The organism is Bacteroides sp. AM16-24 (genome assembly GCF_003471885.1).
Classification (GTDB): domain Bacteria; phylum Bacteroidota; class Bacteroidia; order Bacteroidales; family Bacteroidaceae; genus Bacteroides.
The window spans coordinates 67,211-84,153 of sequence record NZ_QRKI01000010.1; the positions used below are offsets into that span (position 1 = coordinate 67,211).

13 protein-coding genes and 1 pseudogene are annotated in these 16,943 nt (G+C 41.3%); 6 read left to right on the top strand and 8 right to left on the bottom strand.

Annotation, left to right across the window (positions count from 1 at the left end; translation table 11 throughout):
• Positions 1 to 6: 6 nt before the first annotated feature.
• From DW182_RS12820 to DW182_RS12840, 4 genes are all read right to left on the bottom strand, one after another.
• Positions 7 to 1,485, bottom strand: coding sequence for a DUF5691 domain-containing protein (locus tag DW182_RS12820; protein WP_118295783.1), 1,479 nt, complete (start codon positions 1,483 to 1,485; stop codon positions 7 to 9).
• On the bottom strand, positions 1,472 to 2,800 hold the full coding sequence (locus DW182_RS12825) for an SWIM zinc finger domain-containing protein (protein WP_118295784.1): 1,329 nt from the start codon (positions 2,798 to 2,800) through the stop codon (positions 1,472 to 1,474). The genes DW182_RS12820 and DW182_RS12825 overlap by 14 nt, the downstream gene beginning before the upstream one ends.
• A gap of 278 nt (positions 2,801 to 3,078) precedes the next feature.
• Positions 3,079 to 4,224 carry an OmpA family protein gene (locus DW182_RS12835; RefSeq protein WP_118295785.1) on the bottom strand — a complete coding sequence of 382 codons (1,146 nt, stop codon included), beginning with the start codon at positions 4,222 to 4,224 and terminating at the stop codon, positions 3,079 to 3,081.
• A 441-nt stretch (positions 4,225 to 4,665) separates the two neighbouring features.
• Positions 4,666 to 5,301, bottom strand: coding sequence for an HU family DNA-binding protein (locus tag DW182_RS12840; RefSeq protein WP_118295786.1), 636 nt, complete (start codon positions 5,299 to 5,301; stop codon positions 4,666 to 4,668).
• A 415-nt stretch (positions 5,302 to 5,716) separates the two neighbouring features.
• On the opposite strand from DW182_RS12840, the gene DW182_RS12845 reads away from it, so the two are divergent.
• Entirely contained in the window at positions 5,717 to 7,804 is a 2,088-nt protein-coding gene (locus tag DW182_RS12845; RefSeq protein ID WP_118295787.1) for a BT4734/BF3469 family protein, read from the top strand.
• 148 nt (positions 7,805 to 7,952) lie between these two features.
• Here DW182_RS12845 and DW182_RS12850 read toward each other — a convergent pair whose 3' ends face one another.
• Positions 7,953 to 9,320, bottom strand: a complete 1,368-nt coding sequence (locus DW182_RS12850; RefSeq protein WP_233564156.1) for a hypothetical protein — start codon at positions 9,318 to 9,320, stop codon at positions 7,953 to 7,955.
• Between the two features lie 12 nt (positions 9,321 to 9,332).
• Positions 9,333 to 9,608, bottom strand: coding sequence for a DUF262 domain-containing protein (locus DW182_RS22530; protein WP_233564157.1), 276 nt, complete (start codon positions 9,606 to 9,608; stop codon positions 9,333 to 9,335).
• 365 nt (positions 9,609 to 9,973) lie between these two features.
• Between DW182_RS22530 and DW182_RS12860 the strand changes: the two genes are divergently transcribed.
• Positions 9,974 to 10,486, top strand: a complete 513-nt coding sequence (locus tag DW182_RS12860; protein WP_115502820.1) for a very short patch repair endonuclease — start codon at positions 9,974 to 9,976, stop codon at positions 10,484 to 10,486.
• Positions 10,487 to 10,490: 4 nt separating this feature from the next.
• Here DW182_RS12860 and DW182_RS12865 read toward each other — a convergent pair whose 3' ends face one another.
• The gene (locus DW182_RS12865; protein WP_115502819.1) at positions 10,491 to 11,681 is read right to left on the bottom strand and encodes a type II restriction endonuclease; all 1,191 of its coding nucleotides are present in this window, start codon (positions 11,679 to 11,681) and stop codon (positions 10,491 to 10,493) included.
• Positions 11,682 to 11,687: 6 nt separating this feature from the next.
• The gene (dcm, locus tag DW182_RS12870) at positions 11,688 to 12,983 is read right to left on the bottom strand and encodes a DNA (cytosine-5-)-methyltransferase (protein ID WP_115502818.1); all 1,296 of its coding nucleotides are present in this window, start codon (positions 12,981 to 12,983) and stop codon (positions 11,688 to 11,690) included.
• A gap of 189 nt (positions 12,984 to 13,172) precedes the next feature.
• Between dcm and DW182_RS22535 the strand changes: the two are divergent.
• The 4 genes and pseudogenes from DW182_RS22535 to DW182_RS12890 all read left to right on the top strand — a co-directional run.
• A pseudogene (locus DW182_RS22535) lies at positions 13,173 to 13,313 on the top strand (AraC family transcriptional regulator); the annotation flags it as partial.
• A 40-nt stretch (positions 13,314 to 13,353) separates the two neighbouring features.
• Positions 13,354 to 14,229, top strand: a complete 876-nt coding sequence (locus tag DW182_RS12880) for an AraC family transcriptional regulator (protein ID WP_007665028.1) — start codon at positions 13,354 to 13,356, stop codon at positions 14,227 to 14,229.
• 93 nt (positions 14,230 to 14,322) lie between these two features.
• Positions 14,323 to 14,742 (top strand): pyridoxamine 5'-phosphate oxidase family protein, encoded by a 420-nt coding sequence (locus DW182_RS12885; protein WP_007665027.1) that lies wholly within the window; start codon positions 14,323 to 14,325, stop codon positions 14,740 to 14,742.
• A gap of 141 nt (positions 14,743 to 14,883) precedes the next feature.
• Entirely contained in the window at positions 14,884 to 16,812 is a 1,929-nt protein-coding gene (locus DW182_RS12890; protein ID WP_007665026.1) for an LruC domain-containing protein, read from the top strand.
• Positions 16,813 to 16,943 lie beyond the last annotated feature (131 nt).

Here is a 16,943-nt window from a genome sequence, read left to right on the forward strand (position 1 = left end):
TTTGTATTATTTATTGTCATTGAACATGGTATTTATTTTCTCTTTCATTCTCATATATTCCGCTGTCAGTCGGCAGAATTTGGCAATGGCATGGTCGGCATCGTATGCCATTGCCTGTTGTTCCACTTTAGGCAACATCTCCGGAGGAAAGTACAGTGACAGACGCTCTGCCATCTCTTTCGGATAATAGTAATAATTACTATGGAACAATCTTTGCAAAGCTCGTGTGGAGAATTTTATTCCCCATTGAGTTCCGTCCGCATTATACCAGGATTCGGGAATATAATTGCTCTTGCTGTCTGTCTGGAAGTTGATTTCCTCCCGTTGCTCCGGTGTCAGTAATCCCATCAGCGAAGAGGCGTAGGCTTCATTTGAATTTTCTTTCAGGGTTTGATACGCCCACAGATTGTCACCGAAGTTTTCTATCGGCTGGCATAAGTTGAAGTAGGAACCGAATGGTGGTTTCTTTGCCAGTTTTGCGGCGGCTTTCTCCGGTGAACAGTCGTAGAACTCTGCCCAGAAACTGAGCGGTACACGTTCGGCGAGCTGACGGAGCAGAAACTCTTCGTCTTTTTCTTTTTTGTTGGAACTGACCTCTTCCAAGCCCAATTTCTTCATTTCAGGTGTAAAGGTGATTTTATCGTATGACCAGCCCAGTAACATTTTATAATGAAGTTTTCCACGCAGCAGGTCACAGTATGTTTTTACCAGTTCTGAGTCGGGCAGACTGCATAACAGGCGACGGGCAGTTTCTTTTACATTACTGCTTCGGTCGGTAGTGACAATCTCTTGCAAGAAGTTTTCATCCGCTTTACTCAGATTGGTGCGTAGGCATTGTATCAGTTCGTCACGGTGGGCGGCGGACTCATTTTTCAATTCGGTTTGCAACAAGGCAAGTCCTTGTTCCGGGGTTTCCTTTCTCAGACGTTGCAACATCCGTTTCCGTTCTTCGTGCGAAGCCGTTTCCCAAGTCTCGTTTCCGGTGTCTCCCCAGTCGGGAAGTTCCATGTGCGGGAGTAGCCAGCGACCACGGTTTCCTGTCAGCAAAGAGAGCAATGACTGTTCTTCGTGCTTGTCGGGGTTATTGCGGTCGTAGGCTCGGAAGATTAACGGGCGCAGATAGAAAGGTGGAATCAGCTTGTTGCATTGTACTGCTTTCCGGTAAGCATATAATAAGAGGTATCGGTTGCGCTCGTTCACCATTTGGACGAGCATTTCGCCAACGGAACGGTCGAAGTAAGGCAGACTGTCTTCCGGAGCCTCACTGATGGCAGTGGTTTCTTCGGCGGACTGCGGTTCTGTTCCGGCACGCTGATAGGCGAAGGTTAACGCTGCTATCTGATAGAAAGCGTCTTCCGTATCTTCGGCTTTTTCCTGAAGGAGGCAGAAGTTCTCTTCCAGTGCTTCCGGGAAGCCGGACGGGGTGAATTCTTTGGTAGCAGTTCCCAGTAAAGCTGCATTTATGATTGGTTCAGTTACGTTCATCTCTCCAAATATAATAGTCAGATTGATACCACATTGAATTTAGCTCCCAGCAATTGGCGTCTGCCAGAAAGAAGGCGGCAAACGGCTTTCCACCCGTGATGGACAGGATGTCTGTTCGGGTGATATCCTGCATCTGCACAGGCATCAGTTCGTTGTTTGTATCCTGCACACAGAGTTGTTTCCTTTGAACAGCCAGTCGCAGATTTTCTACTAATACAGGTACATTTTCGGCAAATGGGTTCTGTTGCAGGACTTCTCTGTATCGGGCAGTTGCTTCTTGCAGATTCGCACAGAAATGCGGGGTAACCGCTTCTTCGGATAATTCACATTCTTTGAACAAGGCGCGAAAACTGCCCACTCCTTTATAATAACAGAGTTTTCCGTCGTAGGTACTGCCGGGAACAAGATTGAATTCCGCCAAGGTTCCGGGAGCTGTGAAACTGAGATAGATGGCGAAGCGATTGCTCAGGCATCCGTATAACCAGTAAATATCATTATTCAGCTCGTTTATCTTCTGACTCTTCTTATGGAGTACCAGCCACTGGTCGGTAATTGTTTCACCCGCCAGCACATCTTCTTTTGCTTGCGGATAACCTATCTGTGTGCGGATTTCCTGTTGCCATTCTTCCGGTTGCAGGTCCAGGTTCCGGTAACTCTTCATCAGGAGGTAGAGTTTTCCGAGTTGGTCGGTTAACTTGTATTTCCAACTTTCCTCGTAGAAGTTTATTTCCTGAATGGCTTTTAATCGATTGGCAAGTCCGGGAGCTTGGGCGTCGACCATACGGCGGGCAATACCGTCGAAAAGAGTATAAGCCCGTTCCGGTATATTGATTAATCCGTTGCGTAGCAGGTCTTTCAGCCAAATTTCCAGTTCATCAATACCGTTCAGCACCTTTTGGTGGCGCATAGCCTGACGTTTGGCTTGTGCCGCTTCATCTACAGGCGTGTCGCTTTTGGTTTTCTGTTCCTTCTTCTCGGCTTTTTCTTCCCGCTTGGAAAGCCAGGAAGTCACCCATTCCGGTTCGTTCGCTTCTTTGAACAGCTCAGCCTGTGCGGCATATAGAAATAAGAGTCCCAATCCATGCTTGCATGGGAACTTCCGGCTGGGGCACGAACATTTGAATGCTACGTTTTTTGTATCGATTACGGTCTGGTATGGAGTTTTCCCACTTCCCTGGCAATGCCCCCAGATAGCACGGTCACTGTGTTCCAGCAACACCCACTTGGCTCTTGTCGCCAACCCTTTTCCGGCTTTTACGGAGGCTGCATCCGGGGCTAATTGTATGATTTGTTCTTCTGTTAGATTTAATAACATGATAATCTTAGTCAGCTATTAGTGTGTTTTTAGATTGCAAGTATAATGCTTTTTTTCTGTTTTTCAGATTTTTCGAAGAGAAGAGTTTTTTGTTTTTATCAGAAATCATCTATACGTGATATTACCCGAAGGGAGCTATGTGTATGATGCGAAGAAAGTATTGAAACTGAAAGACAGTCAGATTCCTATGTTGAATCATCCTGTAGTATACTTTAAATAATAGAATAAAAAAATGGCCTACCTATGCTTAAGCACAAGTAGGCCATTTTTAATTTTGTTTATTTGGCATCTTCAATAATAGAACAGATACTAACCCGGTTCCAATCCGGTTCTGTGAACATGTCACCCACTCCCTGACCTTCGGCAGTAATACGTGACGGGTTGATTTTATACTTATTCACCAAGATTGTCTTTACTGCTTCAGCACGCGCTTTAGCTATTCTTGCGTTGACTTCGGCACTACCTTCCGGTGAAGCGTATCCCTTAATCACTACTGTTGTATTTGCGTGTTTCTTCATGTAAGAAGCCACACGTTCCACATTTGGCAACTGAGAGGCATCGACTGTAGATTTACCTTGCCTGAAAGTAACAATGGATTCCGGAATACGGCTGGTTTCCACTATTGTTTCAACAGGAACTGCCCGATTCTGTAAATTGTTGACCTCTTGTTGCAATGCACTGATCTTCTGTGCGTCAACATTGATCTGACCATTCTTCTCATTCACTTGTGAGCGAAGATTATTGATAGAATTGTTCAAGTCGCTTATCTCGGCCGGATCATAGAGTTTAGCCAAGGTGAAGTGATGGCTTCCGTTGCTACCACCAAAGTGGTAAGCTACACCTGCCGTTAGTTCAAAGGCGGCATTGTTCACATTGAATCGGCTACGGTTGTGTTCGCCTTGCATATCATATACCAGTGCCGGTTTGACTCCTATCGTCCAAGCTTTAGCTTCTCCGAGATTGAAGTTGAAGTTCATTCCGAAACGGCTGGACCAGGAATTCATATCTCCAGGGCCGTCCATGTAGTAGTGCAGCCATCCCGCACCAGCTACGGCCTCTACTTCGAATATGCGCGGAGTACCTGTATAGCCTGCGAACAGGTTCATCAGGTTGACCTTACCCAATAAACTAAGGTCTGAGGCATCGAAAGCTGTCTTGCTGTTCGAGGTGTTTATATATCCCATGCCTTGAATCCCCAGTCCGAAAACAGGAGTCAGTTGCTTGGTAAACTCAATTCCCAAAGCCGGGCGGGCATTCTTGAAGAAAGCACTGTGGCTTACAGGAGTTATAATACCGGTTTTTAGTTCTACAGACCAATTGTCTGTAAATTTGCTGCCTTGTACGGTAGTCTGGGCACTTGCAGTCAATGCTGCCAAAACAAATGCTGCCAAAACAAATGCTGATAAAATAATTGATTTTTTCATAATTAAAATGCATTAATGGTTGATACAATAAAAATATTATATGCCCTGAAGTAGTTTATTTGTTTGCTCTTTTCAGGAATAAAGCGGGAGGGTTAGGTTGCATATTTATTGTTTGCTTTTCGCGAATCCCGTTTATTAGCGTAGTAGCAATTCTTTCTTTAAAAATTTAATTCTCTTCTTCATAACTCATTGTTTTAAATTCATAATTAAGGTTGCTGTTCATTTGTAACAACATAATCTTTGAAACATGGTTCGATGTATGAAAGGGGAATTAACAATAATTTACTGATTGCTTAAGTTACAATTAAAAGTTAGTATCAATTTACTCTCACTACTCTCACTTTAGGAATAAATAGTTTATAATTAGAATGTTAAGTGTGAGTGAGAGTAGGAAACAGCGTGAGAGTAAGTGGTTTACTCTCACGCCTGATTTTTGCAGTTTTACATTGTAACTTCTTCTGTTATACCGTAATATCCCACGTTTGGCGCATATATTGGATGAGTCTGTAATCCGATGTTTTTTAGCTTTCCTTCCCCGCGTAAACGGCGGATATGCCCCATTGCAGTCGATTTCATCATGCCGCATATCCTTTGAAAGTCACTTCTTGTCATCATGTGGTGTTGACTGAAGTAGATGGTCAGTCGGCGGTCTATTTCTTCGTCCGATAATTTGTTGGAGTGTCCATTGTGTTTTATATTCTTCAGTTTCACATTTCCGATTTCACTCCTCAGATCCTGATCGGCCCGAAATTTGATGCCTTTCAGCCTTACTTTCGTATTCTTCCGTTTTGTATCTTCTTTTATTTCTTCCGTGCAGGTCAGTGTAGGGTGGAAGTAACCGATACCATCCAGATGTACCTGCCTACCTTCTGCCAGTTCTTCACCCATCGCATGAGACAGAGCGTCGAGCACGGCGGATACATCTGTTTCCGTCAGTGAACAACGTTCCTGGATTTTGCGTCGCAATCGGTCAGTTCCTGTTTTTCCATTCAGGGTGATGCGTGCATGAAGTTTTGTTTCTTCTTGTGGCTGGTTGGGAGCCACCGGGTTTTCGTACCATTCAAATAAGATTGCCATAGTTGCTTGTTTTAATTATAAGGTATTAATTTGTTTTACATTAGGGACTATTCTGTTTCCTCCTAAGGAACATCCCGTTTACTCTTAGGTATGATTGGATGTCAACCTTGGTTAACAGGTCTGTCAACGTTGGTTGATCGGCTTGTTAGCCAAGGTTGACAAGCCTGTTAACCAAGGTTAACACCCAATAGGACTTACTACAAAGATACAAAATAAGCAGGGCAAAGTCAAGTGATTCCCTGTTTATTTCTCAATTATTATTGAAGCTTTTGCTGTCAAATGGATGGGCTGAACTTTTTTGAAATAAATGCAGAATAATATGCTCAAATACTTGACTTTCGCTTTTAGGAACAGTATCTTTGTAACTCCTTAAAGGAATTATACTATATAAATAAAATTCATAACAGATAATGATATGAAAATCACTTCAATAAGACATGACAAAGATACAGGCAGAGAGATGATGACCATTTATGATGCCGATGTGCTGATGGAGAAGATGAAAACGGAAACCAGAGATGGGTACGTAACCGGGTTACGAACTGTTATGCCTCAGTTGGAAGGTACTGGTTCCACATTTGCCTATATTGACAAACTTCCACGTATCTATCCTGCCGTGGAGTATGCCCGCACTAAAGACAGAGGGCGAAGAATGAAACAATACAATGGTCTGGTTCAGCTTGAAGTGAAGAAGCTAGCTGGATTGGCGGAAGCTGAACTGGTGAAACGTCAGGCGATGCTGCTTCCTCAAACGTTTGCTGCTTTTTGCGGTTCCAGTGGAAGGAGTGTGAAGATATGGGTATGTTTCGCCTTACCGGATGGAAGCTTACCGAAGCGTGAACAGGAAGCCGCATTGTTTCATGCCCATGCCTATCGCTTGGCGGTGAGTTGTTATCAGCCGTTGTTCCCGTTTCCCATTGCCTTGAAAGAGCCTTCACTGATGCAAAGCTGCCGGATGACGCTTGATGAACATCCCGGATACAATCCTCATGCGGTACCTTTCTGTCTGGAACAGCCATTCTCCATGCCCGGCGAACAGACCTTCCGGCAACGGCAGTTGGCTGAGAAAAATCCGTTGCTGAGGCTGGAACCTGGGTTTGAAACGTTGCAGACCTTCACCATGCTTTTTGAAACTGCCCTCGATAAGGCGCTCCGGGATATGGAGAACTGGCGACGGGGAGATAATCTCCAACCGTTGCTTGTCCGCCTTGCGGAGTATTGCTATAAGGCGGGCATACCGGAAGAGGAAGTTGTGAGGCAGACGATCATTCATTATTATGCACAGGCAGAGGAGCAAACGGTACGTACCATGGTTCATAATATTTACCAAGAGTCTAAGGGCTTTGGCTCTAAAACTATTTTGACTCCGGAGCAGGATACCGCTCTGCGTCTGGAAGAGTTTATGGAACGGCGCTATGAGTTTCGTTATAACACGGTGTTGAACGATTTGGAATATCGTCAGCGTGATTCCATTCATTTCTATTTCAGACCGGTGGATCGGAGGGTACGCAATACGGTGGCGATTAATGCCCTGAAAGAGGGGATTCGTGCCTGGGACCGTGACGTGGAGCGTTATTTGACATCAGAGTATGTGTCTTTGTACAATCCTGTTGAAGAATACCTTTGTAATGTGGGGCATTGGGACGGAAAAGACCGCATTCGGGCGCTTGCCGATCTTGTGCCGTGCAATAATCCGTATTGGAGGGAGCTGTTCTACCGCTGGTTTCTCAGTATGGTGGCACATTGGCGTGGGCTCGATCGCCAGCACGGAAACAGTACGTCGCCATTATTGGTCGGTGCGCAGGGGTATCGTAAATCTACCTATTGTCGCATTATTTTGCCACCTGAACTGCGTTTCGGATATACGGATAGTCTTGATTTTAAGAGCAAACAGGATGCGGAGCGTTATCTGGGACGTTTTCTGTTGGTGAACCTGGATGAGTTTGATCAGATTAGCTCCAATCAGCAGGGCTTTCTGAAACATCTTTTGCAGAAACCTGTGGCAAATTTGCGGAAACCCTACGGTTCTACCATTCAGGAGGTGCGCCGTTATGCTTCGTTTATCGGTACCAGTAATCAGATGGAACTGCTTACCGATCCCAGTGGTAGCCGCCGTTTTATCTGTATCGAAGTGACTGCACCTATTGATACGAATGTCACCATCAACTACAAGCAATTGTATGCTCAAGCCATGGATGCCATTTATAAAGGTGAGCGCTACTGGTTGAATGATGAGGACGAAGCTATCCTGAAAGAAACCAACCGGGATTTTGAACAGATCAGTCCGCTCGAACAGCTTTTCCACTGCTATTTCCGGGTGGCGGAAGAAGAACGGGAAGGGGAATGGCTGACCGCAATGGAGATATTCAATTATCTACAGCAGAAAACCCGCGATAAACTGTCGGTCAGCAAAATAGGGCACTTCGGCCGTTCGCTGAAGAAATTGGATATTCCTTGTAAAAAGTCAAATAGGGGGACGGTGTATCATTTGGTGAGATTATGACGAAGCTATTTTGTATAGGATATGTGTAATGTATATATTTAATGGGTTCAAAAAAATACAAAGTTTGTAAATAAAAACTTATAGAAAAGGTAAAGAAGGCTGTTTCATTTCTATTTGAAACAGCCTGTATACTCTAAATATTATCCCCTTATTCTACCGTATCTTCATTTGAGGGTAATGAAACGTTGGTAACCTCATCACTATCTTGAAGAATAATTCTTTTCTTCAATTCCTTGTGAATGGCTATGATACGTTTCTCGAAAAATCTGTCGTAGTCATTCTCCAATATTCCAAAGGCTTCGAGATCGTTAATCAAGTGGGATTTCATTGTAGTTTCGATATCCTCGTTTTGCTTTATGAATTTTCTCATATAGACAGCTGGTGATTTGGCTCCGATTTCACGCTTGTTTAAGAAGTCATCCACAATGGTTATATTGGCAATATGGTTGACGTGGAAGAAATCTGTGTTCTGTTTGGCTAAATATGCTTTGGGAAAGAAATGATGGTAATTCTTGCTGTTAGCTTGCTTTAGCCAATAATTGCTGATGTTGACAAGTGAGCCGTCATTGAATGATTTAGGTTGTTGATAGGCGTAGATGCACAAAATTGCTTTTATGTAACTTCTTCCTGCGCTGAACCATCCATGATTTATGATTCCTTCTTCTGAGATGTCAATAGTCCAGTCATATTTCGGTAATTCTTCGTTCAGGATGGCATCAATTCGTTTGACGTCCTGTCCCAGTTTCGTTTCTACAGAAGAAGAAAAACGTCCAGACAATGCGCATCGCCAAAAATAGTCTTGTAGATACTTTTGCTTTGCTCCTGTCGGCTTATCCGTATTGTGATAAAAGAAATAAGCAAACGGAACGATTAAGGCATTATAGGGCAATAGCTGGCTCACTGGTATTCTGTAATAACTGATAAAATATTCTATAGCCGCTTCAATGGCGCCAATGCCTTTTTCCCAAGCGTCGATAAATTCTGATTTATTCAGTTTAAGAATTTCTTTTCTTGTACAATCTTTCTTGATGAAAATAGAGATGCATTGTAGGACTGTTGCATCTGAGACTGTTTCGTAGTTCAACGGACGAAGCCTTTCTATCAATTCTTGAAATTTTTCAGATAAATCGAATTTTCTTTCTGCATCAAAAGTTTTGGCAACCATTATTTCAAATAGTGTCAATGGTTTTCCCCCGACATTGATACGGGTGAAGACTTCCGTTGCCACATCAAGAGTTGCTTCTTTCAATGATATGACGGAGAACAAGTAACTTTCTATTCTTTTTCTGTATTCATCGATTTTGGAATGGTATTCCACCGGATAGCTTGCCAATAAAGTTAGTCCTCCATATAACAAATCGGTCAATCTTATGTACGATTTACTATTTCTATTTTCGATGTCTAAAATCACAATTTGCTCGTCTTCAGAAGCTTCCAAGTCTAAATACATTTTGGAATAGTCGTCTTCATTGCCGTTTTCTCTTTGAATAGTGATACCTTTAAGGCTTGCAAACAAGCTAGTTAATCGCTATTGACCATCTAAAACAAAGTATACAAAATCTCCGGCAATGGGTTCAGGCAGTTCTACGCCTCCGATGTTTCGTATACTGCGCAAGCGTTCCTTTGTTTTCCAAAAAATGAAAGTGCCGATGGGATAACCTTTCACGATGCTGTCCATTAGATTTGCCGATTTTGTCAAGTCCCATACGAAATCTCTTTGGAACTGGGGAATCTTTATCAATCCTTTTTCAATGTCACTTATCAGTGCACTGAACGGTGAAGATTGAGGGTCTGGTAATTTCATACTAATATATTTGTCTTTGTTTATTTATAAAAATACAGATTCAAATCTGTAATAAAAAGTATTACCAGAATGCTGAGGCAGGAGTTTCACCGTTATCGGAACGGCCTGTATTTCCGTCTGTACTTCTATTGGTATCTGGCATATTTCGGAAGCGAATATAGGAATAATCTTTTAATCTTGATATTTCCGTGTCGGAATTATATTGGAAACTAAGTTTTTTGTATGATTCCTTATGGAGAGAAAGATTTGAAGGAAGATTATTTATGTTTATAGGGGAGAGAAGACCGATTTGCGAATGATTTTTCCTTTTGAAAGAATACTCTCTGGTTTTTATTCCTATTTTTGTAATCAGAAACAATTTGTGCATGGATATTTGGAGTAAGAAGAAACGTTCCGCTGTCATGTCTAGGATACGCAGCAAGGACACGAAGCCGGAGTGGATCGTGCGCCGTTACTTGTTTTCCCGTGGATACCGCTATCGCAAGAATGTGAAAGGACTACCGGGAACTCCTGATATTGTGCTGCGTAAGTATGGTATCGTGATTTTTATTCATGGGTGTTTTTGGCACGGACATGAGGTGGATGGCACTATGCCAAAGACCAATCAAAAGTTTTGGGTGGATAAGATTGAAAGGAATAAGTGGCGCGATACGAAAAACAAAAAGATGTTGCGGAAAATGGGCTGGTCGGTAATGACCGTATGGGAGTGTCAATTGAAGCCTGCGGTGAGACTACAAACATTACTGGAGATTGAATACCATATCAATCATTCCTATTTAGAACGTTTCAGGCAGAAACCTATCAAACTTTATGCTATCGAAGGAAATGAAGACGTCCCCGGTATGGTGGCCGAGGACGGGGTGGAGTATGGTGAGTGATAATCTATACGGAATAAATAGGCTTGTCGCTTTGTTTTACCTTAACCATTTCCATGAAAGAAGCCAATGTCTCTATTTCCGGTTGAAATTCTTTATCGAACGAAGTACGGTACGACGCTGGGACAACGAGTTTAAGGTGTTCGTGTTTCATTTCTCGCAGTTGATTTTTAGAAATTCCTTGCTGCAAAGTAAACAGATATTTAGTTTCAATGCGATTGGCTTCATTTAGCACTTGTCTCCAGCGGTCTTTACAGGTTGTCTTCGCGCCGAGAAATACCAAATTCTCTGAAGGGAATAGCAAATTGTGGTAAGCTTCCCCGTTGGGGAACAAAAAATCTGGTTTTTTATTATCTTCCGTAACTGCTTGCTCTTCAAAATCCAACTGTGCAGCCGTGAATATAGTGGCAAGATGATGTTCCAAGGACTTGCCAGCACGGGATTTGCGACGGTTTAGAATGATATTGGAAAATTTGACCAATTCCTGACAGTTGGGAAAAGGAATACTATAAATGGGGGCATAAACTTTTTCCTCAAAGCCACGAAACAAACTATATTCTGTATCAATCCATTTTAGCAATTGTAAGTCAGGATTCTCGCATACTTCAGTATCTGTAATTTTGTGGACCTTGTTATATATTTCTCTGGCAAATTTGGCCATTTGCTTGGTTTCTGGAAAATCTGTGTATAAAGTAACAAGTTCTTGAATACCTGTTTCCAATTGTTTTTCCGGTGTATTGGCTTGTTTGACATCAATCAGTTGATTGGTCATTTCTGATGAGAGGTTGAAATAAGCAAAGAAATCATCAATGTCTTGGTCCGTTTGCAAGATAAAACCATGATAATAGTCTTCACTTTGTTGTGTTATGATAAGCAAGTCGCCGACGTTGTCTTCCTCAAAAAATGGAAAATTCTTGCCAAAGCGAGTTATTCTGTATTCGTTCCGTGTCCCTTGTCCATAATAGATGAAGCGGCTTTCTGTAACAAAATCATCTTGCCATTTCACTTTTACTAATTTATCCTTGTTTTCGCCTTTTTTTCCCGGGGTATCAAACAAAAGTGGTGCAGCACATTTAGGTATATAAAATCCCGCTTGGTGTGAACCGTTCTTGCCCGTGTCATTGGCGGTGATAAAACGGCAAAATGCATGTTTTGCATTTTGCGCTTTGGATATTGCACTATTCAATATTTCACTCATGACAAATCAATTGGCTAACATTGTCTTTATTAACTGCTCAGAAACGGCCGTAATAAGAGGTACTACAACTGAATTTCCACATTGTCGGTAGGCTTGTACATCAGAAACCTGATTAAGACGGTATTCATCGGGATACCCCATTAAACGGGCGCATTCGCGGGGAGACAGCCTACGGGGATTCTTTCCGTCACTTTGCGGAATGAGTATTTCCGAGCCATCTTTATAATAGCGAGCACTCAATGTGCGAGATATTCCGTCGAGACTCACGAGCCCAAAACCGAATCCATTACCTTTGGCGCGGTGCTTTTCTGCATAGTTTTGCAGATAGTTCCATAGTTTATCACTTAAAGTGTATTTTTCCTCAATATTCGGATCTAATATGTCTTTAATGGATTTTGTTTTTTGCTTTTGTTCAGGGAATACGAATTGCTCTTCGCCATGAAAGATGTCGCAATCAAAACCTACTATCATAATACGTTCTCGATGTTGAGGAACGTAACTTTGACCATCCATCACAAGGTAATGCAGCGAGTAACGAAGCTCTTCTAATGTGCCTTTTATAACCTTGAATGTGTTACCTTTGTCATGCGACATTAGATTCTTTACATTTTCCAGAAAAAAAGCTTTGGGACGATGACGGCTGATGATGTCTGCCACATCAAAGAATAGTGTGCCTTGTGTTTTGTCTTTAAAGCCTGTTTCCCGTCCGAGACTTTTCTTTTTGGAAACTCCTGCAATAGAAAATGGCTGACAGGGGAAACCGGCACAAAGAACATCAAATTTCTCAGGTATGTAACTCTTGGTTACATTCTTTGTTATATCGCCAAAAGGCATTTCTCCAAAATTCGCCAAATAAGTCTTTTGCGCATACTTGTTCCATTCTGAAGAGAAAACGCATTTACCCCCTTGTGCTTGCATGGCCAGACGAAAACCGCCCATTCCTGCAAATAAGTCTATAAAGGTGAACTTTGGTTCTTGGGGATCGAGAAATGGCACGTTGAAGAAATCGGAAAACAGATTGTATTCGGTTGGATTCTCTGCAACCTTAGTTACATATTCATCCGTTATTTCTTCATTTTTGTTTTCTTTTTTTTTCTCTAAAAATTCACGTATGGTATATATTACTTCTTCTTTGTATTCCTCATCTCCAATACGACCATTATTATGTAAATAATGGCTAAGTACGGCTAATTGATTTTCCCAACTGGTTTCACCGTACACTTTAATGCCGTTTTGTTCGTCAATTTCCTCAGGAAAGTCAACGAGCTTAATACTTTGTATGGCTGTCTTTTTTGCTGTCATTCAAATTGTAAATCTATATAATAATAAGGGCAAAAGTACTGCTTTTTATTGGAAATAGCGAATGACAAGCTTGCAAACATATTGTTATGATGATTATTTGTTATTCAAAATGTTTTTATTTCTACCTTTGTCCGTCAAATAAGTGTACAATATATAATGGCTGGAACAATTCCTTAATTCTACAAAAGAATACAACGTGGTGATCCAAAGCTGGACATCACTTATTAGAAAGAGAAAGAATGTTTCAAGATGTTTTCCCGGCAGTGTAATTTTGGTACAGTGCAATTCAACTATCTGAATAAGTGTTTTTTCCATAAGATTCAATATATTTGTATGCAGTAATGTAATCCTAAAAGTAAGAAGACTTTCAATGAAAAACTCAATTCCCCGGTATACTTTCTATAAGACTAAGTACGGAAGCGAACTTTTAGTGGATGTCGTAGAACTGAAGTACGTAAAAAGGTTCTTGACTAAGGGTACTGTGCACACATTGACTTACTATGATATTACTTTCGTTACAGAGGGAGAAGGAAACTTTTCTATCGATAATCAAACGCATAAGGCAGTTCCCTGTGATGTCTTGTTTTCCAAGCCCGGAGAGATACGGAATTGGGATACCGGCCACATTGTAAATGGCTATGCTTTGATCTTCGAAGATGAGTTTCTGTCTTCCTTCTTTAAAGATCCGTTGTTTGTGCAGCATCTTTCTTTTTTCAACGTGGGGAGTAAATCTGTCGGACTGCATTTGTCGAATGAGCTTTATGTACGTATGCTTCAATTGTTGAGTGATATTAAGACAGAGATCGATTCGTATAAACAAAACGACGTACATGTATTGAGGGCATTGCTTTATGAAGCTCTCATGCTTCTGGACCGGGCATATCAAAAGATGTTGTCTGACGGCAGTATCCATAAAGAGGCAAATAGTACCCATCTAAGCAAGTTTATGGAATGGGTAGGGACCGACTTGAGGGAACATCACTCTGTCCGTTACTATGCGGACAAACTGTGTATCACTCCCAATTATTTGAATGAGATTGTAAGTTCGGCTCTGGGGATTAGCGCGAAACAATACATTCAGAATAAGGTTATGGAAGAAGCTAAAAGACTACTTGTTTATACGGATTTTCCTATCTCGGAAATTGCATTTGAACTTCATTTCTCTACTGTCTCCTATTTTGTACGCTGTTTTCGCCAATCTACGGGTGAAACTCCTTTGGCTTATCGGAGTATATATAAACCGTGAAAAGTGTTATTTCTTCCTTGTTTTTTGTTATACTACTTTTCCGTTATGCCCCTATCTTTGCCTCATTCAATAACCCAATAAAATAATTGAATTATGAGAGATGTAGAAAAAACAGTAGGGAATATGATTGATAAATTGAAAACGGTCTTTATCGGTTCGATAGATGCCGAAGGTTTTCCGAATATCAAAGCTATGCTGCAGCCCAGGAAAAGGGAAGGAATAAAAGTTATCTATCTGACCACAAATACTTCATCAATGCGTGTTGCGCAATATCGAAAGAACAATCATGCAAGTATTTACTTTTGTGATACAAGGTTCTTTAGGGGAGTGATGTTGCGCGGCACAATGGAAGTGCTGACGGATGATGCCAGCAAGGAGATGATATGGCAGGAAGGAGATACGATGTATTATCCGGAAGGCGTGACCGATCCCGACTATTGTGTCCTGAAATTTACGGCAATTTCCGGTAGATTTTATAGTAACTTTAAGTCGGAAAGTTTTGTAGTTGACTAATAATCAGATGGCTTTATCTTCCTAATGCTAAACTTGTCTTTTTTGTGTTACTCTTTGTCCATTTTGTGGCTATTGTCTTGGTTGATATAGCCTAATTTTGCACATAATTTGTGTTGACTATGTAATCTTAAGAATGTATTTATGAGACAAAAGTACTTAAAAGGTATTATGATTGTGGCTGTCACAATCGTATTCGGCAGCTTGGTGACAGGATGCATGGAAAAAGACGTGTATAATCCGGATGCAGGAAAACAGCCTTTACCTGATCCTGATGAATATTTCGGTTTTGAAACACGTGGTGATGTAAAACTTCTGGTGAACTATGACGTTCCGGGTTTTACTGCTCTTGTAGAGGTATATGACGAAGACCCGATGGAAACAGTGGAAGGTACACCGGTGAAAAAGGAAGGAGTAGAGGCTATATTCAAAACTTATACGGACAATAATGGAAAGTATGAAGGAGAGATGCATATACCTACTTCCGTGAAAACAGTATATTTGTATACTGCGGCATGGGGATTACCCAGATGCGTGCAACTGAATGTAGAGAATAATGCTGTAAACTTTGACATGAGTGTAAAAAAACAGAAGTCTTCTACTCGTTCTTATCTTTTCAATGGTCAGGTTCCATATACTATTAATGGGCGGAATCATCTCTATTCGTTGTGTAAGTGGGGAGAGGCAGGCTCTCTTGATGGTACATATCTGAAGTCGGTTGATAAGATTGGTGACGAGACTCCCTTAGAAGTAGCAGAACGCTTGATGAAATTTTTTAATCCTAATGGAATGTCGGGAGTAAATAATTCATATCTATATAAAGGACCCAGGGTTACCAATATAAAGATAACAGTAGAAACGATGTTGGATGTTATATTCCTTAAACGTGATGCATCTTATGATAATACATTCGGATATTATTATTATAAGACAGATGAGGAACCTCAGATGATATCTTCTGTTGATAAATATATTGTATTCCCAAATGTTAAATTATTTGCGTATGAGGGCAAGTATTTACCAATCTTGAAGTGTGGAAACAAAGCACGTTTGCTTTATTTTGATGAAGATGGTAAAGCAAGTGAGAAATTTCCGGCAGGGTATACGGTAGGCTGGTTTATATATGCTGATGGATTCAATGGGTACTACCATGATTATGATGTTAAAGAGAATGAAATTAGGACAAAAGAACTTCGTACTTCTAATGAGGCTTTTGGGAATTTGAATGGATTCGTTTCTGTGAAAGATGAGAAGAGCGGAAAAACGATTATAGGTGTTGAAGATGGGGCGAATCAAAGTTACTGTGACCTCTTATTCTATGTAGACGCCACTCCGGAAGGAAGTATTGATGATCCCGATAGACCTATTATTAAACCTGATGACGGTAAAGACGATCCGGAACCGGATCCGGTGGAACCTCTGAAAGGTACATTAGCCTTTGAGGATATCTGGCCTTCGGGCGGTGATTATGACATGAATGATGTAATAGTAGAATACAGGCGTGAAGTTACTTTTAATACCAAGAACATGGTAACGAAGATAACTGATATATTTACTCCGGTACACGATGGCGCTACATTCTCAAATGCGTTCGCTTATCAGATAGATCCCGGACAATTTGGTAAAGTGACCTCGAACTCAACGGGTGTAAAAGTAGAAAGTGAAACGTCGTCCATTATAGTGACTCCTAATGCTAAGGGAAGTATCGGCAAGACGTATACAATAACCAGGGAATTTAACGCTTCATTTAAGAAAGATGATTTGAAGGGGTATAATCCATATATCATTGTGAAATATGCTGAGGGACAAAAGGATAGGACAGAGGTGCATTTGCCTAAGTCTAAAGCTACATCCTTAGCGAATCAGTCACTTATCGGCACTAATCAGGATGCTTATTACATTGATCGTGAAGGGGAATATCCGTTTGCCATTGATATTCCTGTATTGGGCTTCAAGCCGGTGACAGAATCTCACCGTATTGACAGTGAATATCTTGATTTCTCGAAATGGGCAGAGTCAAAGGGTACTAAATATACAGACTGGTATAATAATTATTCCGGTCCAAAAAAATAATCTAATTGATGGGGATGGAGCAAACGGACAGCCTATGGCTGAATAGTTTGCTCCATTTTTTTGTTTTAATGCTCTCAGTATACCTCTTTATTGAATTAAATTATTACCTTCGCTTTAATCAATGCCTGAAT

What these genes read in the sequence shown, in the direction of transcription:
- DW182_RS12860 (WP_115502820.1), top strand. Translation starts at nt 9,974, where the DNA reads ATGGATATTTGGAGTAAGAAGAAACGTTCCGCTGTCATGTCTAGGATA.
- DW182_RS12865 (WP_115502819.1), bottom strand. Translation starts at nt 11,681, where the DNA reads ATGAGTGAAATATTGAATAGTGCAATATCCAAAGCGCAAAATGCAAAA.
- DW182_RS12885 (WP_007665027.1), top strand. Translation starts at nt 14,323, where the DNA reads ATGAGAGATGTAGAAAAAACAGTAGGGAATATGATTGATAAATTGAAA.
- DW182_RS12890 (WP_007665026.1), top strand. Translation starts at nt 14,884, where the DNA reads ATGAGACAAAAGTACTTAAAAGGTATTATGATTGTGGCTGTCACAATC.
- DW182_RS12845 (WP_118295787.1), top strand. Translation starts at nt 5,717, where the DNA reads ATGAAAATCACTTCAATAAGACATGACAAAGATACAGGCAGAGAGATG.
- DW182_RS12880 (WP_007665028.1), top strand. Translation starts at nt 13,354, where the DNA reads ATGAAAAACTCAATTCCCCGGTATACTTTCTATAAGACTAAGTACGGA.
- DW182_RS12835 (WP_118295785.1), bottom strand. Translation starts at nt 4,224, where the DNA reads ATGAAAAAATCAATTATTTTATCAGCATTTGTTTTGGCAGCATTTGTT.
- dcm (WP_115502818.1), bottom strand. Translation starts at nt 12,983, where the DNA reads ATGACAGCAAAAAAGACAGCCATACAAAGTATTAAGCTCGTTGACTTT.
- DW182_RS12820 (WP_118295783.1), bottom strand. Translation starts at nt 1,485, where the DNA reads ATGAACGTAACTGAACCAATCATAAATGCAGCTTTACTGGGAACTGCT.
- DW182_RS12840 (WP_118295786.1), bottom strand. Translation starts at nt 5,301, where the DNA reads ATGGCAATCTTATTTGAATGGTACGAAAACCCGGTGGCTCCCAACCAG.
- DW182_RS12825 (WP_118295784.1), bottom strand. Translation starts at nt 2,800, where the DNA reads ATGTTATTAAATCTAACAGAAGAACAAATCATACAATTAGCCCCGGAT.
- DW182_RS22530 (WP_233564157.1), bottom strand. Translation starts at nt 9,608, where the DNA reads ATGAAATTACCAGACCCTCAATCTTCACCGTTCAGTGCACTGATAAGT.